The sequence below is a fragment of the Pseudoalteromonas sp. McH1-42 genome (genome assembly GCF_022347845.1).
In the GTDB taxonomy this organism is placed as follows: Bacteria; Pseudomonadota; Gammaproteobacteria; order Enterobacterales; family Alteromonadaceae; genus Pseudoalteromonas; species Pseudoalteromonas rubra_D.
On sequence record NZ_JAKRFU010000005.1, the window covers coordinates 92,349 to 111,338 of the forward strand.

Annotated in this window: 13 protein-coding genes; 2 read left to right on the forward strand and 11 right to left on the reverse strand. The window is 44.6% G+C overall.

Going from position 1 to position 18,990, the window contains the following annotated elements; all coding sequences use genetic code 11:
• Positions 1-214: 214 nt before the first annotated feature.
• Positions 215-1,750, reverse strand: coding sequence for a basic secretory protein-like protein (locus tag MHN31_RS05685; RefSeq protein WP_239443701.1), 1,536 nt, complete (start codon positions 1,748-1,750; stop codon positions 215-217).
• Positions 1,751-2,196: 446 nt separating this feature from the next.
• Between MHN31_RS05685 and MHN31_RS05690 the strand changes: the two genes are divergently transcribed.
• A complete protein-coding gene (locus tag MHN31_RS05690) occupies positions 2,197-2,547 on the forward strand; it encodes a hypothetical protein (RefSeq protein WP_194868647.1) in 351 nt (116 codons plus the stop codon).
• A 226-nt stretch (positions 2,548-2,773) separates the two neighbouring features.
• Here MHN31_RS05690 and MHN31_RS05695 read toward each other — a convergent pair whose 3' ends face one another.
• The 7 genes from MHN31_RS05695 to MHN31_RS05725 form a co-directional block, all read right to left on the reverse strand.
• The gene (locus MHN31_RS05695) at positions 2,774-5,629 is read right to left on the reverse strand and encodes a right-handed parallel beta-helix repeat-containing protein (RefSeq protein ID WP_239443702.1); all 2,856 of its coding nucleotides are present in this window, start codon (positions 5,627-5,629) and stop codon (positions 2,774-2,776) included.
• 404 nt (positions 5,630-6,033) lie between these two features.
• A complete protein-coding gene (locus tag MHN31_RS05700) occupies positions 6,034-6,924 on the reverse strand; it encodes a sterol desaturase family protein (protein WP_239443703.1) in 891 nt (296 codons plus the stop codon).
• Between the two features lie 2 nt (positions 6,925-6,926).
• Positions 6,927-7,526 (reverse strand): hypothetical protein, encoded by a 600-nt coding sequence (locus MHN31_RS05705; protein WP_239443704.1) that lies wholly within the window; start codon positions 7,524-7,526, stop codon positions 6,927-6,929.
• A gap of 266 nt (positions 7,527-7,792) precedes the next feature.
• Positions 7,793-8,371, reverse strand: coding sequence for a TetR/AcrR family transcriptional regulator (locus MHN31_RS05710; RefSeq protein WP_239443705.1), 579 nt, complete (start codon positions 8,369-8,371; stop codon positions 7,793-7,795).
• 538 nt (positions 8,372-8,909) lie between these two features.
• Positions 8,910-9,707 (reverse strand): dermatopontin-like protein, encoded by a 798-nt coding sequence (locus tag MHN31_RS05715; RefSeq protein ID WP_125562561.1) that lies wholly within the window; start codon positions 9,705-9,707, stop codon positions 8,910-8,912.
• Positions 9,708-10,512: 805 nt separating this feature from the next.
• Entirely contained in the window at positions 10,513-11,247 is a 735-nt protein-coding gene (locus tag MHN31_RS05720; protein ID WP_125562563.1) for a zinc-dependent metalloprotease family protein, read from the reverse strand.
• Positions 11,248-11,258: 11 nt separating this feature from the next.
• Entirely contained in the window at positions 11,259-11,981 is a 723-nt protein-coding gene (locus MHN31_RS05725; protein ID WP_239443706.1) for a hypothetical protein, read from the reverse strand.
• Positions 11,982-12,670: 689 nt separating this feature from the next.
• On the opposite strand from MHN31_RS05725, the gene MHN31_RS05730 reads away from it, so the two are divergent.
• Positions 12,671-13,534 carry a hypothetical protein gene (locus MHN31_RS05730; RefSeq protein ID WP_239443707.1) on the forward strand — a complete coding sequence of 288 codons (864 nt, stop codon included), beginning with the start codon at positions 12,671-12,673 and terminating at the stop codon, positions 13,532-13,534.
• A 134-nt stretch (positions 13,535-13,668) separates the two neighbouring features.
• Here MHN31_RS05730 and MHN31_RS05735 read toward each other — a convergent pair whose 3' ends face one another.
• The 3 genes from MHN31_RS05735 to MHN31_RS05745 form a co-directional block, all read right to left on the reverse strand.
• Positions 13,669-16,197, reverse strand: coding sequence for a TonB-dependent receptor (locus tag MHN31_RS05735; RefSeq protein ID WP_239443708.1), 2,529 nt, complete (start codon positions 16,195-16,197; stop codon positions 13,669-13,671).
• A gap of 183 nt (positions 16,198-16,380) precedes the next feature.
• Positions 16,381-17,448, reverse strand: coding sequence for a hypothetical protein (locus MHN31_RS05740; RefSeq protein WP_239443709.1), 1,068 nt, complete (start codon positions 17,446-17,448; stop codon positions 16,381-16,383).
• Positions 17,449-17,508: 60 nt separating this feature from the next.
• Entirely contained in the window at positions 17,509-18,987 is a 1,479-nt protein-coding gene (locus tag MHN31_RS05745) for an internalin (protein ID WP_239443710.1), read from the reverse strand.
• Positions 18,988-18,990 lie beyond the last annotated feature (3 nt).

Sequence of the window (18,990 nt, forward strand, 5' to 3'; positions counted from 1 at the left end):
CATTCGTCGCTAATCTTGGCTCGGTGCACTACGCCAGTGAAACGAAGTACGAAATTTAGAAAGACACCCATTTGATATACGTCTTGGATGGTGCACTTACAGGTCGGTGCAATAATTAAACGCTAGGACACGCAGTGTTACAGTTCAACAGTAACAATGCTGAAAAATAACCTAAGCCCGAAGCCTATCCCGGCTTCGGGCTTTTTACTATCTGCTAGTACTGAAGCTGCCCACCGTTTTGAATAAACTGCACGTAATCCTGCCAGGCTTGCTCTACGCCTATGCCCAGTATATCGGTGAAGACACGGTCGAATGACCAGGTGTAGTTGGTGTAATCCACTGCTGACTGGTTAAACTTGCGGATAAACAGCGGGTCTTTTTCCTGTTTAATGTAATGCAGGAAGAAGCCGGTGGTGGTGTATCCGCCCAGCCACTTTTTGGGGTTGCTGATATCCGGCTGTCTGGTTTTATGAAAACCCGCGCCAATCCGCACGGCATCTGCCAGGCCTTCGGTATAGGCCCAGTATGGACCGCCGTCACCGTAGCCATCTTGTGTGATTGGAGAGTTGTTGTAACCATGCGTCACCTCATGGAATAAAATGCCGTCGATTTCATCGCGGATAGCGTTATCGTCGTTATTTCCTTCCCGGTAGACTTTTTCCAGATGCTTGGTGCTGACGGCAATGGTCATTTCGCCGGACCCATCCTGGCCAAGTTTATAGGCTACAAAGTCGTTGCCCCAGGCATCTTTTTCTCTGAGTTCAAAGCGCAGGTGTCTGAAGCGTTGCGATTCTTTTGGATCTGTATAGAGCACCTGAGCCACGTCCACACAGCGGTTTGCCATATGGGCAGCCGGGTCGCTTATGATGCGTTTAACTAACTGCGAACCCGCCGTTTCCGGATTCATATCTACAAAATCAACGACCGGCTTGTCCCAGTTACCGCCGCCATTGTCACTTTCTTCTTTGATGTTAATAGTGTAACTGGTGGCAGACCAGCCATATACAGAGACATATAGATTATTGCCTTGTGCCTGGCATGATTCCGTTGCAGTGGGTGAGGTGCTGGCACACTGATAATTGCTGGTAGTTGGCTGACTGCCCAGGCCGATATACAGGTCGGCATCGCCGCTACCTGTGGTGGTTGCCGATACTTTTCCCGCCACATTGAACGGCCCATAATGCTGCCAGCTCCCTCTACTGAGTGACTTGCTGTCTGTCAGCGGTAAAGTATCACCCGGTGGCGGCGTCACGCCACCCAGCAACTCAATTTCTGCCAGCTGTAAAATCCCGGCTCCCTGGTTGGCTGTGACATTTAGCTTGTAATGGCGATAAGCCTGACTGTTAGTGACATTATACTGGTGAGTTTGATAGCGTGCAGAAAAGGTCTGATTGGTTTGTGTATCAAGTTCGTACCAGGTATTGCCATCGTTTGAGCCCAGTAATTGCCAGTCTTGTGGATCGCGGCTGGCCGCGTCGTTGGCCGACGTCAATGTGTAACCCGACACCACCTGAGGGGTGTTGAATTGGTAGGCTATCCAGCCTGTAGGCGAGAAGGTCAGCCATTTACTGTACTGAGAATCGTCAAACGCTTTAGTCCGTCCTTCGGCTGTGCCGTTTTCTCCACTTGCAGTAATGACACCTCTATCAGGCTGAGTCAGATCCGTGTTGGCAAAGCTGGTCGGTGCGAGCAGGGCTCCGCTCAGACACAATGCAAGCGTACTTTTACTGTGGTTTTGGTGTTTTTTCATCCTGTTGCTCTCTTTTACATGTTGTATCTTAGTTGTGTTTTATTTTGTATCGTTCCAATTTGTTTGGCTTTTATAAGCTAACTCCCTAAATTAATAGCTAGCTTTATTGGTTTTGAAATTAATTGGAACGGTCTAAATATTGATCTTGTAAGATTGATTGTCAAATTTATGTAAATACCAAATTGTTTTAAAGTTGTACAATTTGGTTATAAGACAGACAGGCGCTGGCGTGCAGCGGCTGCAGAAGAATGAGGTGCCACTTTCTGAAAATTGCTAACTGGGAAAATAATTTATTGTTATTTATATGCCATGTACCCAAGTTGGCGTCAAATAGTAAGTTTATGTTATTATTCGCTTTTAAATGGAACACTGCGGAATCTATATCGCTGTAGAGCGCTATTTTTCGTAGTGAATGATAAATAAAACGAATGATTAAAGGAGTTACAATGAAATACTTACTTGGCTCGGCGTTGATTCTGACATCAACTTTGGCAAATGCGGCAGCAGATCAGTGGACAGCTAAGGTTAAAGTTGTTGAGATTTATACCGGCTACAAAGGTGGCCACTTTTTATTTAAAACTTCGGGTACGCATATTAACCCGGCAAACTGCGGTGATACGGGCTTGTACTCGGTAGAAGCTGCAAATGCTGATGTTAAATCAATATACTCTGCTTTATTGGCCGCTAAAGTGTCTAATCAAGATGTTAAAATTGCCATTGCGGGTAGTCGTTGTGGTACCTCCTCACTAGACCATGTGAGAAATAAGCCGTCTGTTTCTCGTATTGGCCTTTTCTAAAGATGAAATAGAGCCGAACTGAGGTGCACATTGCCTGAGCAAGTTGTTCTAACTGGGCAGAATGTTTTCTTTACACTCTAACCGAGCAAAAGCGTGGAAGTGACTATAGCCCAAATGCCAGTATCCGCGGCAGAGCCATGTGTTTGGCGGTGTGGCGTACTGCTGTAGATTAAAGGCCTACAAAGTGTGTAGGCCTTTTTGATTGCCAGCCTTTTTTTAAGCAATGCTAATGGGTGTTTGCCAGTGCTTTGCTGTAAATATAGTTTACATAGTTATGGCCATTGCTGCGCAGCCCTTCAGAAAGGTAGATAGCCCAGGATTGGTTAAATAAGCTAATGACACGCTCCACTTTATCAGCACTGTTATATGGTGTAATGAGTTTAGGGGAGGTGAAGCCATCATAGATGGTTCCTTGTGTGCTGTTTAGGACACCATTCATCTCTTGACCATAATAGATCTTGTTTGTGACTTGACTAAAGTGACTGATCATTTCTTGTTTGCCGTCATCGTTTAAATCCGCTGCAACTAACATGTCACTTGTTGCGGAACCATTATAAAAATAACTACCTGATCCAAATGCCGGGAGTGATCCTGAACTGGCTGGCCTGCTTTCATAAATGGTATTGCTGGAATAACGCTGATACATGCGCTGCTTAGGCTCTGTGCTTCTGAGGCGCCCAGGCTCCATGAGTGATAGTGTTTGCGTACCTGAATAGACCGTTTGATTTTTCCAGCTGGACGTGTGTGCATCCCAGTAAACACCAATAACCTTCTTATCATCAAGCGCCACATACAGTTCCTGATTGGCACTATATATTTCTCCAACACCAGACAGGTCAGCTGCCTGTAGTTTATTTACGGAGGTATTGTGTGCGCCATGATAGATTGCGTTACCGGAAACTGGGTTGCCGAGACCATCAAAAGCGGAGCCAAGTAGTTCGCTACTTCCCGCCCAATTTGTAATGAGTTGATCTGGCTCTGCACCTTTCAGTGATGCGATTTGACTGGCAACTAAGTCGTCCTGATTCGCATTATGAAAGGTCCAGCGTGTGCTTGCTATGTCGTTCAGTTTTCTGTTTTCTACTTCAGAACCAGTGAGAAACAGCCTTGCACCAGATAAACCCGTGCTGTTGTCTTGAAAGTAAATTTCATCTATTCCGTCGCCATCCAAATCAGCGATTGCTTTGATATCCAACGCTTGATTTTCTGCGTTGATCCTTTCGTGGATCCCTGACTCGCCAATCAGAAATACATCCTCTTCTGTGTTATCTAGTTTAACTAGCAGGTGAGGGATACCACTACCATTTGAATCTTCCATGGTCATTGCTTTAGCCCATAACGGCTCCAAATTGCTGCGATATCCTTGTGCAACGGGGTTGCCAATACAGTCTATGCAATCAGGTTTTCCACCTGTATACAGGGTTGTACCTGCAGAGACCGAAATCAAAGGTGCATAACGTGAATCCTTGCGTGCGTGAAAATACACTTTTTGACCAGGACCTTTGATGACATTCATACCTATACTGCGATCTCGGTGTCCCATACGCTGACTTATAAAGACAGAGAGCTCTTCGCTGCCTTTGGTATTGTAAGCAACAGTGTTGTACGCAAAGTGATTGGTCCAGTAATTGTGCCCCTGACTGTCTTTTTGAGTTTGGCCCCCTGAGGTCGAAAAGAAAAAATCTGGATAGACATTCGTTGGGTCTTTAGCTGGGTTGTAAAAACTACCGGTACTGGTGTCATCTGCTGGGTTGTATGGAACAATCGTATTGTTCGCTATTGTATTAAAAGTACCTGATAACAATACTGATGTTCTGGGTATCAATTTAAAGGTATTAAATTGGACTCGTGTTTTGTATGCTCCGGCCCGGGTTTGTTCTGCGAGTGGATCGGTTGCAAGCATACACTGAGTAGCGGAATCGAGACATGTTCTTCCACCAAGCTTAATGGCTGCACTTAAAATCATTTCAATTTTATTGTGCTCAATGATCGAAGGTTTCATGTTGCTTAGAATATAGATTGCATGATCTGCAATTTCTTTTATGGTGTTACCGGTGATCACCCATTCTTGTCCATTGCCGTTAACCCCTTCTACAAAGTTTTGTATGGTGTTGTTTTTGACATGTATTGGTCCATAACTAAACTGTTGAGCAATGCCTGAATGAAAACCCATACCTGCTGAGTTAATATTGAGATGTGCGGACAGCGCGCCGGAAGCGTTGAGCAGTTCAGACAGCATATTCTCTGTATGGGCTAGTGGAATACTGCCTTTGATGACTGAATTTTGGATTGTGGCATTACCCACAATAGCAATACCAGAGCGTGCTGGATCCTGAATTGACACATTATCGACTGTGACATCATTACTTCCGCCAGCCAGGCCAATCATGATCATACCTGACCACAGGCGGCGATCTCTGCCATTAAAGTAAAGATTGTCATTATTTTCATGCAATGTATAAGCGGGATTTTGAATATGGTTCCAGTGGTGATCCCCTTCAAATGACAAATTTTTGATTGTAATTCCTTGCGTTTTACTTGGCACCATCAACACAACTCTTCCGTGATGTTGACCATCAAAGCCTTTACCTGAATAGTAGAGTCTTGGAGTCGGCTGGTCTGACACCCCTTCAATGGTGATATTGTCCGCTTTAATAAACAATTTAGGTAGAAATGCGTTGTGGATACCATCAACCGGTGTGTCAGGATGCGCATTGTGTTGTTCACTGAAATTATAATCACAGGAGGCAACCATAACCTTAGTATGTGCAGGCCTTGGCGTTATGTTATTGGCGACTCTTATGGCCCAGCGCAGTTGCTCGGCTCGATTATAGTCACTCATATTTACGTTGTTTTTTAGTGCTTCTGGCATATCAGTAATAATGGCATCAACATTATCACCATAGTCTCCCAGGTTTTGCGTTTCCCAAAAAGAATTACTGTGTAAGATCAGTGTATTATTGCTATCAATGCTGCTAGGCTGTGGCGACTCGCAATGATTACTCGCTTGAGCTTGTTTAATGCTTGATAAAAACACTAAACAAGAAGAGAAAAACAGGAGCTTTACTATTTTTTGTATCATGGTTTTAGGTCCTTCAATTCAAGTTTGATGTGTCCGCAAGAACTGGAAAAGCCTCTATAATCAAAAGCTTTAATTAAGAAAGTTTTCATCAGTCCCTGAAAAATCAGCCCTGAGCTGGCAATTGGGCCGTGTATTTTATACCTGAGTAACAGTAGAGAATAAATATTTTATATTGTTTATTGGGATAATTAACGAGCAGCGCCAGAGGAGTATGTTTTAATTTTATGTAGGGGTTGCCTGTTATTTACATGAGACTATGAAATATAAAGGCGAACAGTAAGGTGCTCTGACGAATGAAGTAAATATAAGGCTTCCTCAGGGGACCATAGCCCTGAGGAAGGGGGTATGGGTAGCGAGTCTGTGTTTCGGCATTACTCTGAACAGATTCACTAACAGGTCTTTGATTATTCTTTGCTTTTCTGCTCTTGTTGCCATGCCCAGATAGGCGGCTTTATCAGTAATTTAAACCTGTATGACCAGCTTGGTGCGTGGATGAGTTGCCTGAGTAACTTTGTATATCCGCTGAAAAAGACGGTAAGCGGGTTTACGCTGTTAATTCGTGGAAAAACGCCATATTTTACTTCTGCCTCTTCTCTGGCAAAGGTGCTAAAGAGCCTGTCCCAGATTATGAAAATGCCTGCATAGTTTTTGTCCAGATACTGTTTGTTTGTAGCATGATGTACTCTGTGATGAGAAGGCGTATTGAAAATGGCTTCTAGTGGCCTTGGTAGCTTCTTAACGGTTTCTGTGTGTAACAAAGTCTGAAAAACCTGCACGATCACTTCGGCCAGAAAGATGATAAACGGATGAAAGCCCATGAGTGCAAGTGGCAGGTAGAAAAACAAAGGAAAAAACCAGTCCATAGGGCCATGCCGATAGGCAACCGAAATATTGAAATGTGGTGAGCTGTGATGGACGGTATGTGTTGCCCAGGCAAAACCATTTTTATGTAAAAAGCGGTGTTCCCAGTAGTAAGCCAGATCGGCCAGTACAATACAGCACAATATGGTCCAGGGAGTAAGGGGTAAGTCTGTAATTCTAAAATTATCGTACACGTAGAAAAACACACCAACATAAGTCAGGGCCACAAGGGCGACCAGTAACATGAATAGCCCCAAAATCACAAAGTTAGCAACACTGTCACCAAGCAAGTTTTTAGTGAATTGCTTTTTAAAAGCATAGCGAAACATTTCGACGACAAATAAGCTCAGTGCAATCACTAAAAACCACTCATCTATAAAGACTTCCAGCCACCAGACGTCGTCAGCCGACAGGGGCAAGGTTAAATACTCCATGGCTAATCTCCATATTCTATCAGCAGCTCTGAACTTACTATCGCACTGTGTTCAGACAGGTGATGGATCTCAATTACTCTGTTGATTGGTCGGCGGTAATCTATATTTTGCCAGGCACGTGCAATATCCTGATTGCTATATTTTTTTCTGGGTAACAGGCGTTCATATCTTGCCGCGCTCAATGTTACTGACTGGTTTACGGAGGACAGCGTATCTACAGAGTAACCTATGGTTATGGTGGACTGCTCAAAGTTTGCCGAAAAGTCACGATAAAACACGTAAACAGCTTTGGGCTGCTTTGTCAGTTTTCGATTCAATGACGTATCTGCCTTAAAGTCCTGCCAAAGTTGCTGTACCTGACTGGTTGGCATAACGGCTGTAGTACCGGAAATTACCAGTGTATTCAGGGCAACCAGTGGCTTCTCGCGTTGTGTTGATTCTGTTATGGCCCCTGGTACAGCACTTGTTTCCGAAGGCGTTTTATCTGTGGGCGTATGTTGCGCGGAAGAAATGGCCCGGGCGGGCATAGGTTGCAATAAGGCAACGCCCCAGAGTGAACAGGCGATGATACCAGTGACGAGAAGTGAGCTTGCTAGCTTCATATCTAAATCCAAATACTCGGTGATGAATGAAGCATAGCCTAAGTTTTGAACTTTAAATTGTCAATGTGAAAATTTACTCTTGTTTGTGATATGCCGGCCGAAACATATTAACCTTCAATGCTGCACCCTGGAAATTTCAATGATCACCTGATAAGAGTATGCAAATCACTGCCCGGTAAATTAGTTCGGTTTGATTTGTTTCAGAGACAAGTTTGTTGCAGGTATAACCCTTGAAATGGATTGTGTGTCACTACAATTTGGCACAGTTATGTGAGTGTTGTGCAAAGTAGTTTAGAAGTCGCTTTCAGTTTGTAGACCTGATCGACCAGAGTAAGAGGTAAAAAAGACTCGGATAGCAGATAGTTGGCATAGATTCCATGCGCAACCAACTCAATTTTATCGTCACTCGCGTGTTCGTATTCATCGCGCAAAACCTGGCAGATAATTGTGATGAATTCATCCATGATGGCTTCCTGGTCTCGCTTAACGGGCGGCAGGCGTTTTGCTTCTGAGAATATCGCCTCTCCTATAATTGTTGCATTGACCCGCTCGCTAGAACCTACAGTAAACAGAGCGTCTATAATGGATTCTGTTTTGTTTTTTGAAGGTAGCCAGCATAACAGTTGCTGCCATTGCTGCGAGTAACGGGAGCGTAATCGGGTACTCAGTGCGCATATAATATCATCACGGTTGCCAATGTAGTGGCGTAAAATGGTGCGTTTCACTCCTGCCGCCTCGGCGATACTTTCGAGTGATGTTGCCTGGATCCCATATTGTAAAATACAGGTTTCGAGCGCATCCAGTATTTCTTCTTTACGCTGCGCAGCCATGCTTGGTCTGGCCATGCTTTCTCCTCATTCGTTATTTCGGCCACTATACCAACCCCGCTGTTAATTGTCATGTTGACAATTAACAGCGGGGTAAGTTATGTTGTAAATTGTCATATTGAAAATTAACTGTTTAGGAAACATCTGATGTTGATGAGTTTGCCCTGGAGCTATTGGCTCGGTTTTGGATTATTGTTGTGGCTGCTTTATGACCTGATAAGGGGGGTGGCTTATCTCTGGCATCCCTATGCACGAGAAGAGCAACCTTATATGTACTGGTTAACTATGTTGATTTGGGCGCTGGTAGCGGCATCATGTTTTGTTTACCCTTATTGGCCCTATGTCTGAGAATAATAAGGATAATATATCCATTAAATGTCGATTTTGTTGAACTGTGATTTTTGGTGTTGTTGTATTTTAATGATTTTGGTTTTTATGTTTTAATGGGTTTGGTTTTTTGTGTTTTTTATTTTAGGTTTTCTATTTAATGTATATTAATTTTTAAAGTTATAATAAAAAGCAGGCTACTACTTAATGCCTGCGAAAGTGACGGATATTACCAGTCAGATACTGAAGTACAGAAAGACACTGATGTTTCACGATCTTCGTGAGAGTTACTGTGGCGGCTTGACATACCAACTAACGCGCCGTTTGAACCAAGGTGCCATGGTTGGTCGAAGTTAGTTGGACCAACTGTTGAGCAAGTCTCTGCACTCAGAGCGAAACCGCTTGCTGAAGATTCAGCCATAGCAGCACAGGCAAATTTGAATACACGGTCTTCGTGTCTGTTGCTGTGCACGCTGTACATACCTACCAGGAACTTACCAGCAGGGCAGGTGTAGTTGAAAGCCTGGTCATATGAATTTACATAGCCAGTCCAGCTTAGAGATTTGCGATACAGGCGAGCACCGGCAGAAGTCGTGTACTTACCACATTCAATGTTGAAGCGACGGTCTTCGCGGCGGTTATCGTGGTAGCTTGAAACTGACTTGATGAACATATTGTTTGGGCAAGTATAAGAAAGTACAGCGTCGAAATCGTTCAGGTAACCAGCGTTGAACGTGCTGTACAGGCGTAACGTACCGCCAGCTTGCATTGTGAAGTCAGATGTTGACAGCGCAGCATTGGGAACATCAGCTTTTAATGAAACAACGCCATATTCAGATACGTCGTTTTGGCTATCGATTAACTCGATAATCTCATCTACATTTTTAGCCTGTGACGCAGGAATTCTGTAGATGCTGTCTCCCAGGTTATATTCCATATAATTTGCAGCGTCTTGTGCAGCAAACGCGCTTAAAGTCGTGAAAGATAAAAACAGGGTTGCAATTTTTCCAATAGAACTAACTTTCATCTTTATAATCCTTTCAAGGTTTAATTTAAGGTGATTCATTAGAATCGAGATATATTTGATATTTAGGCTGGTAAATTGTCAATTTTATTTTTATTAACGTTGAATTTCTGTTTTATTTCAATGGTTGTTTTTATTTTGCAAAGTGGAATTGTTTTTTGTTGAGGATAGTTGGTTTTATATTTTTGTGACGACTGTTTTATAAGCAAATAAGTGCCGATGAGAGGCAGTTTATTTTGCTATCTTGATTAATAACTTGATAGCTTGTACGCAAATAGTGAACAACTGAATAAGCTTATTCTATTTTGTTATATGCATATCCTGTTCAAAGGCTACTGTGACATCAGGCACAAGTAAGAAAGTGCGGCTTTGTAAGATCCGACGATGTGAAGAAAGTAAAAGGAGTGGGGCATGCTCAATGCGTGGTTTGATACGAGTGAGTTCGGAGTGTTCATTCTGGCCCAGATGGAGTTGCGGCCAACGTAAGCCATGCAGTCCGCCAGCGTGGCTTTATTTGGTAATATGTGGACTTAAACTAGCCTTCTCAGAGTCGGCCTTTACTGCCCCACCTGCTTTATTCGCAAAGAGGTCGATGTCTTCGTTGAATATCTAAATGAACCTGTTGATGCTCGACGGTCTTTCACACATTTGCTCTGCCATATTAAACGGTTTCATCACGTATAGATACGAGCCCTGTTGATCTCTGGCAATAGCTTGTTAGCCTGTAACCGCATTTCAACCAAAAAACAAAAAGAGCGCTCGCCGAGCGCTCTCGTTTCATTTGCCTGATAATAGTGCAGGCTGTTTGCTATTTCATGTTAGCAATGTCGTCTTTTGTTGCATTCACTGTTTTCCAGGCGTACGACTCGCCTACAACACCGAAAGGATAGCCGTTCGCTGTCCAGTTAGGGTTTGAGAAGTAGTCATACTGAGTTGCGCTACCAAAGACATGTGGATACGCCATGATGCTGGTAAATACATTATATACACCATGTCCCATGCCATCGTTGTATACACCACCAGATGTGTCACCCTGCCTGCGAGCATGCGTTAAACCCTGATTGTGTCCTAACTCATGCACAAAGGTAGTTGCACCGCAGTCTACAGCAGTAATGGAGTACATCTTATTGACCTGAGACGAGTACAAATTACCATTGCTGCCCTGACCAACCCAGGCGATACCACAGCTAATTAGGTTGCTGCCTGCAGATGAACCAACACCCAGTAATGCAACCATGTCAGCATTATTTGCATCACGATATTGTGCAATGGATGCGCTGTCCGTCAGTGCATTTAACCAGTTTTCGTCAGCGGTTACCTGCGCACTGCCGATAGAAGCTGAAGCAACCAGGTTAAGTCTTAAGTCAATTTCGTTTTGGCTATAAACCTGATTTGAAAATGAGATCAGCTGGTTAATTTTCGTTTGGATGTTCGATGTATTGGCAGCTGCTTCATCACTATACAGGATAGCAATATCGATTGTGTTGGCCTGAGTTAAACCTGAGGCCAAGGTGAGCGCCGTCGCTAAGATTGCTTTTTTCATATTGATTTTCCTTACTTCTTACTTGTTGTTTGAGTGTTGATAGGCGGGGAAAAGAGATCTTTAGCCCCTTCTGCAGGCGCACGCTCTTGAGGCGTGTGCTCCACATGATTCTTATATAGATCGCGTTTTGCGGCTATCCAGCCATGTTTGCCATGTGATTCAAATACATAATTGCCAGAAGGGACTGTGAATTGTCCGTAAATGGCATCATTGCCCACTGTCATCACTGAGTTATGGAAGCGATTACCTGAGCCAGTTACTTTTGCAAAAACACTTTTGTCACCGTTTGGAAATACATCAACTTGAGTGACTTCTGCGCGATGCATTTCGGTGGTCTGTGGAATGGTTAAATCAAAGGTATCTCCAACTTCCAATTGCTGCATGGCTGCCAGGTTGAATTCGACATAGGCTTCTTCACTAATATCTTTTACCAGCACGCCCGCTTCTATTAATACTGCTTTGGCGTCATCAGAGATTGATGCGATTTCTCCAATATCCAGCGGTGTTCGCTCCACGTCCTGGGTGATTTCTTTTGTTGTGCTTGAAGCAATTTCTATTTGGGGTTTGGGTGAACTTGAAACAACTAGAGGATCTGCCTTAACTACGTTTTTATTCACTATTAACGCATCTTTTTGCACAGTGGGGGCTTGTGCAATTTCCGGGTTAGATCCAGAAAAAAGCCAATATGATATAAATATCCCTATTAAAATAAGTGAAATTGTCAGTTTATTCATTTTTTATTCTTCGGTTGGCTGGAAGGAAAGTGAATATAATTAAAGTTAACAAATGTGTCAATTAGGTTGCAAAAATCTTTTTTTGTGATTTTTTTGTTATGATATAACGAATTATAATTGCCGATAATGAATAAGTATTAGTCAAAAATCAGCGTGAAAAACAAGCAATGAAAGTACTTTATTGCGTCAAGCTGAATTGACTAATGCCATGTATTTATTGCTTTTTTATTTTTTATAAAGATGCCCATGAAGCTCGGCCTATTTATCTGTACCGATTGTTGTGGCTGTTTTTAACGAGCTGAAGTTAAGCAGTATTTACCCGGGTCAAGGAATTTACTCTCATGTGAGATATTAATGGGCTTAAAAACTAGCTTGGTGGAATATGTTATTCATTTTTATTATATCTGTGATTAATGCAATTTGTCTCAATCACTGACTGATTACCACTGATCATAACCCCTGAAATAGTAGCGGCAAGAGATATTTTATTCTCAGTATGGCCTCTTATCTTGATGTAAGTATTAATTTTGGGAACTGCTTCTTACTCTTGATTGAAATCAAGGTTGTAAAAGTCTCAACTTGTTAAAAATGTTGTGAAAATAATACTGGCTAGATGGTGGGTGCAAATATATTGCTACTTTTTGGTTTCATTTGTACCTGAGTCTGCTTGAACCTATAGGAGTAAGGAAATGAAAAGAAAACACATAGCACAGGCTTTAATCATTGCGACCACTACTTTGTCGTCGACAGGGGTGTTGGCAGAAGGACATACCAATTCACCCGTGCGTGTTGCCATTGACCATCAGGGCATACCTTATGTGCAAAAAGACGACTCATTTGGTGCCTGGCAGCAACAAGCGCTGCCTTATGGACAAAAAGCGCTGGCGGCTTCTGGTGGGTACTTCCATTATCACTTTGGTACGTCGCCAGAAGATCCTGGCTATGCATACTATGAAGGAGCGACATTCAGTATTTCAGAAAGTGGTAATGCATTCAGATATCAAGATAACAACTGGCAGCCTGTGACGGGTTGCTGGGGCGCAACAGATGTGAGCTCATTCACAGTGGATCATGTTTACTGTGTCAACGGGGATGGTACTTTAAAGAAATTTAATGATGCAACGGAAAATTTCGAAGGCCATTACCGAATCAATAACGAAGTCATTACTAAAATTGATGTTGCTTTGGGTGGGGTAATTTGGGCGATTACTGAAAGTGACAGGCTGTATAAGTTTAACGGGGTAAGTTGGGAGCAGCAGTCAGTTGCGTGCGGAAATCTGTGTACACTTAAAGACATTGCGGTAGGAAGCGGTCAGGTTTATCTCGTTGCCAGTGTGTATGGCAGCAATGACGGCCCGCAGAGTGTGTATACATTGAAAGAGGGTGAACTAGTTAAGTTTGGTGCCTTTTATAATATTGATGTAGACAGAGAAGGGGTGATTTGGGCTATTTCAAATTACACCCGCACAGTGTTTTACAAGCGCCCGGGTATGAGTGAATTTGCGGAAGATATGCAAATGAGCCAGAGGGTCTCATCCAATATTGGTGGATGATAAGCCCATCTCAGTGATGGTAAGCATGGGTAAATGCAGAATTCTTTAGCCTGCATAAGCGATGTCTGCAAAGCGCGCCCCTGCATATCAGTGCTAAAAGACTAAGGGGTGGTGATGACCACCCCTTTTCATGTTTAAAAGCTAAAGCTCACTTTGGCGTAATACGTCATGCCATCGAAGCCATAGGGCAAGGCACGCAGTGGGTAGCGCATCGCACCATTGGTGATGAAGTTCAGTACTTCGTCTTCGCCCAGCTCATCTGGTGTTTCATCGAACAGGTTATCAATACCGGCAGACAGATTGATCTGCTCGGTTAGCTGATAGCCCATGTTAACGTCAACCAGAACAGCCGATTCAACCACGCTGGTTTCCTGCCAGCTGTTGGTTGGAGACAGAAAATCAGGCAGTTCGATGTGTCCGCCTGCAAAGTAAGTGACCTCGGTTTTGCCAAAGTAGTTAAAGCGCAACAGAGCATTCCAGTCGTCCTGTTGATAATCAAAGGTTAGCGTTGCGCGTTCTCTTGGCTGACCATGGGTCAGGAATGAGCGTCTTTGTTGATCAAGGACGATGCCTTCAGGGATCCCCTGTGGAGCGTTCACTTTATCGATTTCTGTTTTATTCTTGTTAGCAGCAAAGGTGATATCCAGCTCTCCACTGGCGATTGCCGTCGAATAAGAAGCGATGAAGTCAACACCTTGGGTGGTTGAATCCAATGAGTTAGAGAAAAAGTTGCCTTGAACTGCACCTGTCGCGGTTAATGCCGTGTTGGCTGCCGGGAAAGCGTCCAGTTCATCACTGTCGACGCCAATGAAGCTACCCAGGTTAATCCGATCGTAAATCTTGATCTGATAAAAATCTAAAGTAACGGAGAGATCACTGCTGACGTCCCAGGCCAGGCCCAGGTTATAGTTGTCTGAAGATTCCAGGTTCAGGCCATCTACGCCCAGTGCGGCGGGGAAAGGTGAGCCTGCGGTTGCTGTATAAGAGGTTGCCAGCGTGCCGTCTCCACCTAAGGTTGTTGTAAACGCTGTATAACCGGACTGTTGTAATGAAGGGGCTCTGAAACCGGTCGATGCTGCAGCGCGCACTGCCAGGTCTTCAGTGAGTTCATAGCGGGTTGCCAGTTTCCAGATGGTATCATCGTTGGAATCTGATACATCTTCATAGCGCAGTGCTGCACTGATCAGCCAGTCTTCATTAAGCAGTGTTTCAGCTTCAATATACAGGGCATGACTTGAACGCTCTGCTTTGTTGGCTGCATCCGGTCTGAGTCCCTGGTAGGCCTGAAAGCCACAATCGGCAAACACTTCTGTATCAATCACTGAAGGAAACGAGCGGTCAGCGTTAGATGAGCCGCACGCATAAGACGCCACCTCACCAGGTACTATTTCATAATTTTCTTTGCGGTACTCTGCACCTACAGACAGGTAAACCGGCTCACCGCCTTCGATATCAATAATGCCGCTAATATCCAGGTTAGTGGTCCATTGATCGAACCTGAAGCCACCAGAGTAGCCGCCTCTGGGTCCAGCGTTATCAGCGATGTCTTGCGCTGAAGCTGTTGGGTTATTCGCCAGGTACTCAGCCGCATAAGATGAATTGATGGTGTTGGATGACGAATAGTCGTACTGGTTTTCGCCGTATACACTGGATACATCGAATGCCCAGTCTGGATTGATATCGCCTTTTAAGCCGACTGCAAACGACAGGTCTTGTGCTTCATTGTCTATCCTCGGCAGGAAACCGTCCGGATACACTTGCGGTACGTTGCGCTCTGCACGGTTAAAATCACGATAAAAGCCGTTTCCTAAAGCGGTCCGATTTGAGAAGCCGGCAAATGAATACAGCTCTTTATCGCCTACAGGCAACGCAGCGTTATAGAACACAGAGATAAACTCACTATCAGAATTACCCTGCTTCCAGCGCACATCATCGGATAAAGTGCCCGGTGCAATGGTAGAGGATCCCCCGGTATCGCGTTCGGCCCGGTTGGTTCCATCCGCATCACGATATTCCAGCGATACATTGATAAAACCTCCCTGGCTGCCCAGCTCAAAGCCTCGGTTCAGACCCAGTGAATAGGTATCACCATCGCCTTCGCCAGTAGAGCCTGCCTGAACAAATCCCGTGGTCACGCCTGTACTGTCGTTGAGCGACAAGTTGATCACGCCGGCAATGGCATCAGAACCATAACGTGCCGCGGCACCGTCTCTTAGGATCTCGACATTTTTTAATGCCATCATCGGGATAGAGTTCATATCTGTACCCGCAGCGCCAGCACCGACTGTGCCCGATAGGCCAAATATCGCCTGGGTATGACGACGTTTACCATTGATCAGTACCAGGGTTTGGTCTGGCTGCAGTCCTCTCAATGTTGCTGGACGGAACAGGTCTGAGCCATCAGAAACCTGAGTTCTGCTGAAATTAAACGACGGTGCGATGGCTTGCAGGCTTTGCCCGAGCTCAGTAAAGCCCCCTTTATTGAGTTGGTCAGTATCCAGAATATCAATGGGTGAAGTGGACTCGGTTGCCGTCCGGTTTGAAACTTTAGAGCCCAGTACAGAAATGGTCTCGATGTTTTGTTCGTTTGATTGTTCTGCCATTGCGGCGGAGCACGCAAAAAGTGCCAGTGCAACTGGCGAAAGTTTTATGGTTGTTGTCATCACTTACTACTCTGTTGATGTTGTTTATTTATTTTTTGTTTATTGAGCACGACGTTGACATAAATCAATTTTGAGTGCAATCGGATTGGACTAAAGTCGAATAGGATTTTTTCAGTATGAGGGGAACTTTTGACAAAGTGGCCAAACGAGTTAGCCACTTAAGCAGAGTGAAAGGAGTCTGATTTACTGACCACACTGGCTTAACCAGGGTGAAGTCAGACAGGTTTGACGAAGTATTTCGGCATCGTTGAGGGCTAATTGAGCGGCCTCAAATTGCGCTTCCAGTTCCGGCTTTTCGGCATCAGTCGCGACGCTTAAAAAGGCCTTGGTACGCTCTAGATGCCTGACTGCTTCACCATACTGATGTTCAGCCCATCGCCAGTTCGCTTCATATAGGGTATTGCTCATCACTGATTGCCAGTCAGCTGCGCCGTAATGGCCGGAGTCCTGATAGCTCTTCACCACGAAACTACGCGGAACTTTATCCAAATCAGCTAAATCAACCATCAGGCCATTCGGGTCGAAACTATAAGCCACCAGACTTTCCAGGGTTTGCAGACAAGGAGTGATGTTGCCGCCCCGGCAGTAGGTAGGTTGCTCATTAAGTTGCTGCTGCAGTTTAGCGGGTAGCGGGCCGTTGGAATTGACATCGACACTGAATACCGCATTTTCGGCATATTTTTCGATTTCTTTGACCTTGGTAATGGTTTTTTTAAAGAACAACAAACGGATCTTTATTTTGATGACAAATCGCTTGTAGTCTTCCTCTGTTCTAAAGTGTAATCGGGTGTTGACGAACAGATCGCGTCCATAGTTGACCTGATAAACAAAGTGGCTGCCACAGTTTTTAAGGTCTGCGCCCTGCATTACTTGGCGGTTTTCTAACGTACTGTATCCCTCTTCAAATTTAAGATGTAATTGCGACGTCAATGTGCGTTGATCCGTCGCGTTTCGGTGTGTCATTGAGGTAGATACACTGCCCGCGATAATAAATAAATTGACACCACCATGTACCTCCCCAAACGTGCGACGTTTGATAAAGGTTTCATCTACGCGTTGGAAGTAATCGAGGCTGCCACTTTGCTCTGAGTGTTGTACTTGTGTACCTTGTAGACAGGCATCGCTAACTTTGTGCATGACGGGATCAAATGCTCTGCCAAGATCATTTGCCCCGACTTGCTCACTGTAATAAATCTGGCCATGCGCTGCGAAAGTACAGCTCAGCGCCAGTATGGTAAAAAAGCTCTTCATATCCGCTCCCTGAATAGAAATCGCAATGTGCATAAGCACATTGCGATTAAGTATGGCAGGTTATTGCGCAAATGCCGTACCGTAAGTGGTCAATGCGCCCTCACATAAACGCCAGTTCAGGATCCCACGGGCGGGCGCTGTGACGTCGATGAAAGTGGGTGCCCAACGTAAGTTTCTGAAGCGTGCACTGTCTTCTTCACTGACCATTCCGGCTCTAACCGCTTCCTGGCGTGCAAGCTCACATTGCTTCCAGTCGAACTCATCACTACTGGGTAGTTGAAGCTGAGTGACATCGTAAGCCGCAGGGCAGGCATTACCGCGTTGTTCGCAGGCAGTTTTCATTTCCTGTACCTTGTTCTCACAGGCATAACCAAAAGGGTTATCACGGCAGAATTGAGCGGCGTTAAAGAAGAACCAGGCATTGTTGTAGGCCAGATCTTTGATCCGCTCGACGGCTGTGCGCTGTGCTTCAGGTAAATACGCGTAGTAGCTGTTAAGCAGGTTCTGGGCGCGTTGCTCATCCAAAATGGCCTGTTTGAAGTCATCTTCCAGCTCACTGATCAGCCATTTCGTGGCATTGCGTACAATCTGATACTCAGGTACCAGTGCGCGTAAAGGCAACGATGAGTTTTCATAGCGAGTAGTGTAGTAGCGCACCACATTGTAATCACTCAATGAATTAAGCTGCTGATTAAATCCACTTTTAGCGTACTTCACAGCCTCATAGAACATGTCAAAACAAGGCGTTGGATTATCAAGTGAACAAGTAATAATGTTGTTGGGGATAATCGTCAAGAGCTGTTTAGGGTCCCCGCCATGCTGGATAGCACGTACAGTGATCTTAACCGATGATTTGACTTCATCCTTAAGGTATCTGAGCTGACCACCGACGTTGAACACTCCGCCATACAAGTCAACATCCAGATAACCGCCAATGTCCGACTTATCCTGGTTACTACCGTAATCTATCTTCAGGTTAACGAGCACGTTGGCACCGTATTCAATACCTGTGACAAATTCATCTCCGATCAGTGTTTGCAGCTTGGTTTGATGATTGTTCGCGATATCCTGACCGGCTGCACTTAACGCGTAACCCGTGTTTTGATCTTTAGGCAGAAACAAGCGCTTTTTCGGCGTGCTGGAGGCACTGAAAGTATACGAGCTTGAGTAAGAGCTGGAAGCCATTTCTTTTGCCAAAGAAGCACCTGCCGAGACCCTTACTACCGGGAAGTTTACATCTACATCGACACTACCATTGAGTGTATTGAGCACATCGTCATAGCTCATATCAATGCCGGTTTTAAATTTAAGCTCGGTATTGCCATAGCTTTCGTCAATAACGCCTGCAACGGGTTGGACATTTAAAAAGCGTTTTTTCTGGCTATCATAGGCAGTGCCTATTGCCACGTGATCATTGATCAGGCCTGAGATCACAGAGCCTGACACTGATGAGCTAGAGATTTCAGCACGAGCTTGCTCATCAGCCATGCTGTGTCCTGCAAATGCTATTGCAAGTACAGATAAATAGAGTGATTTCATATC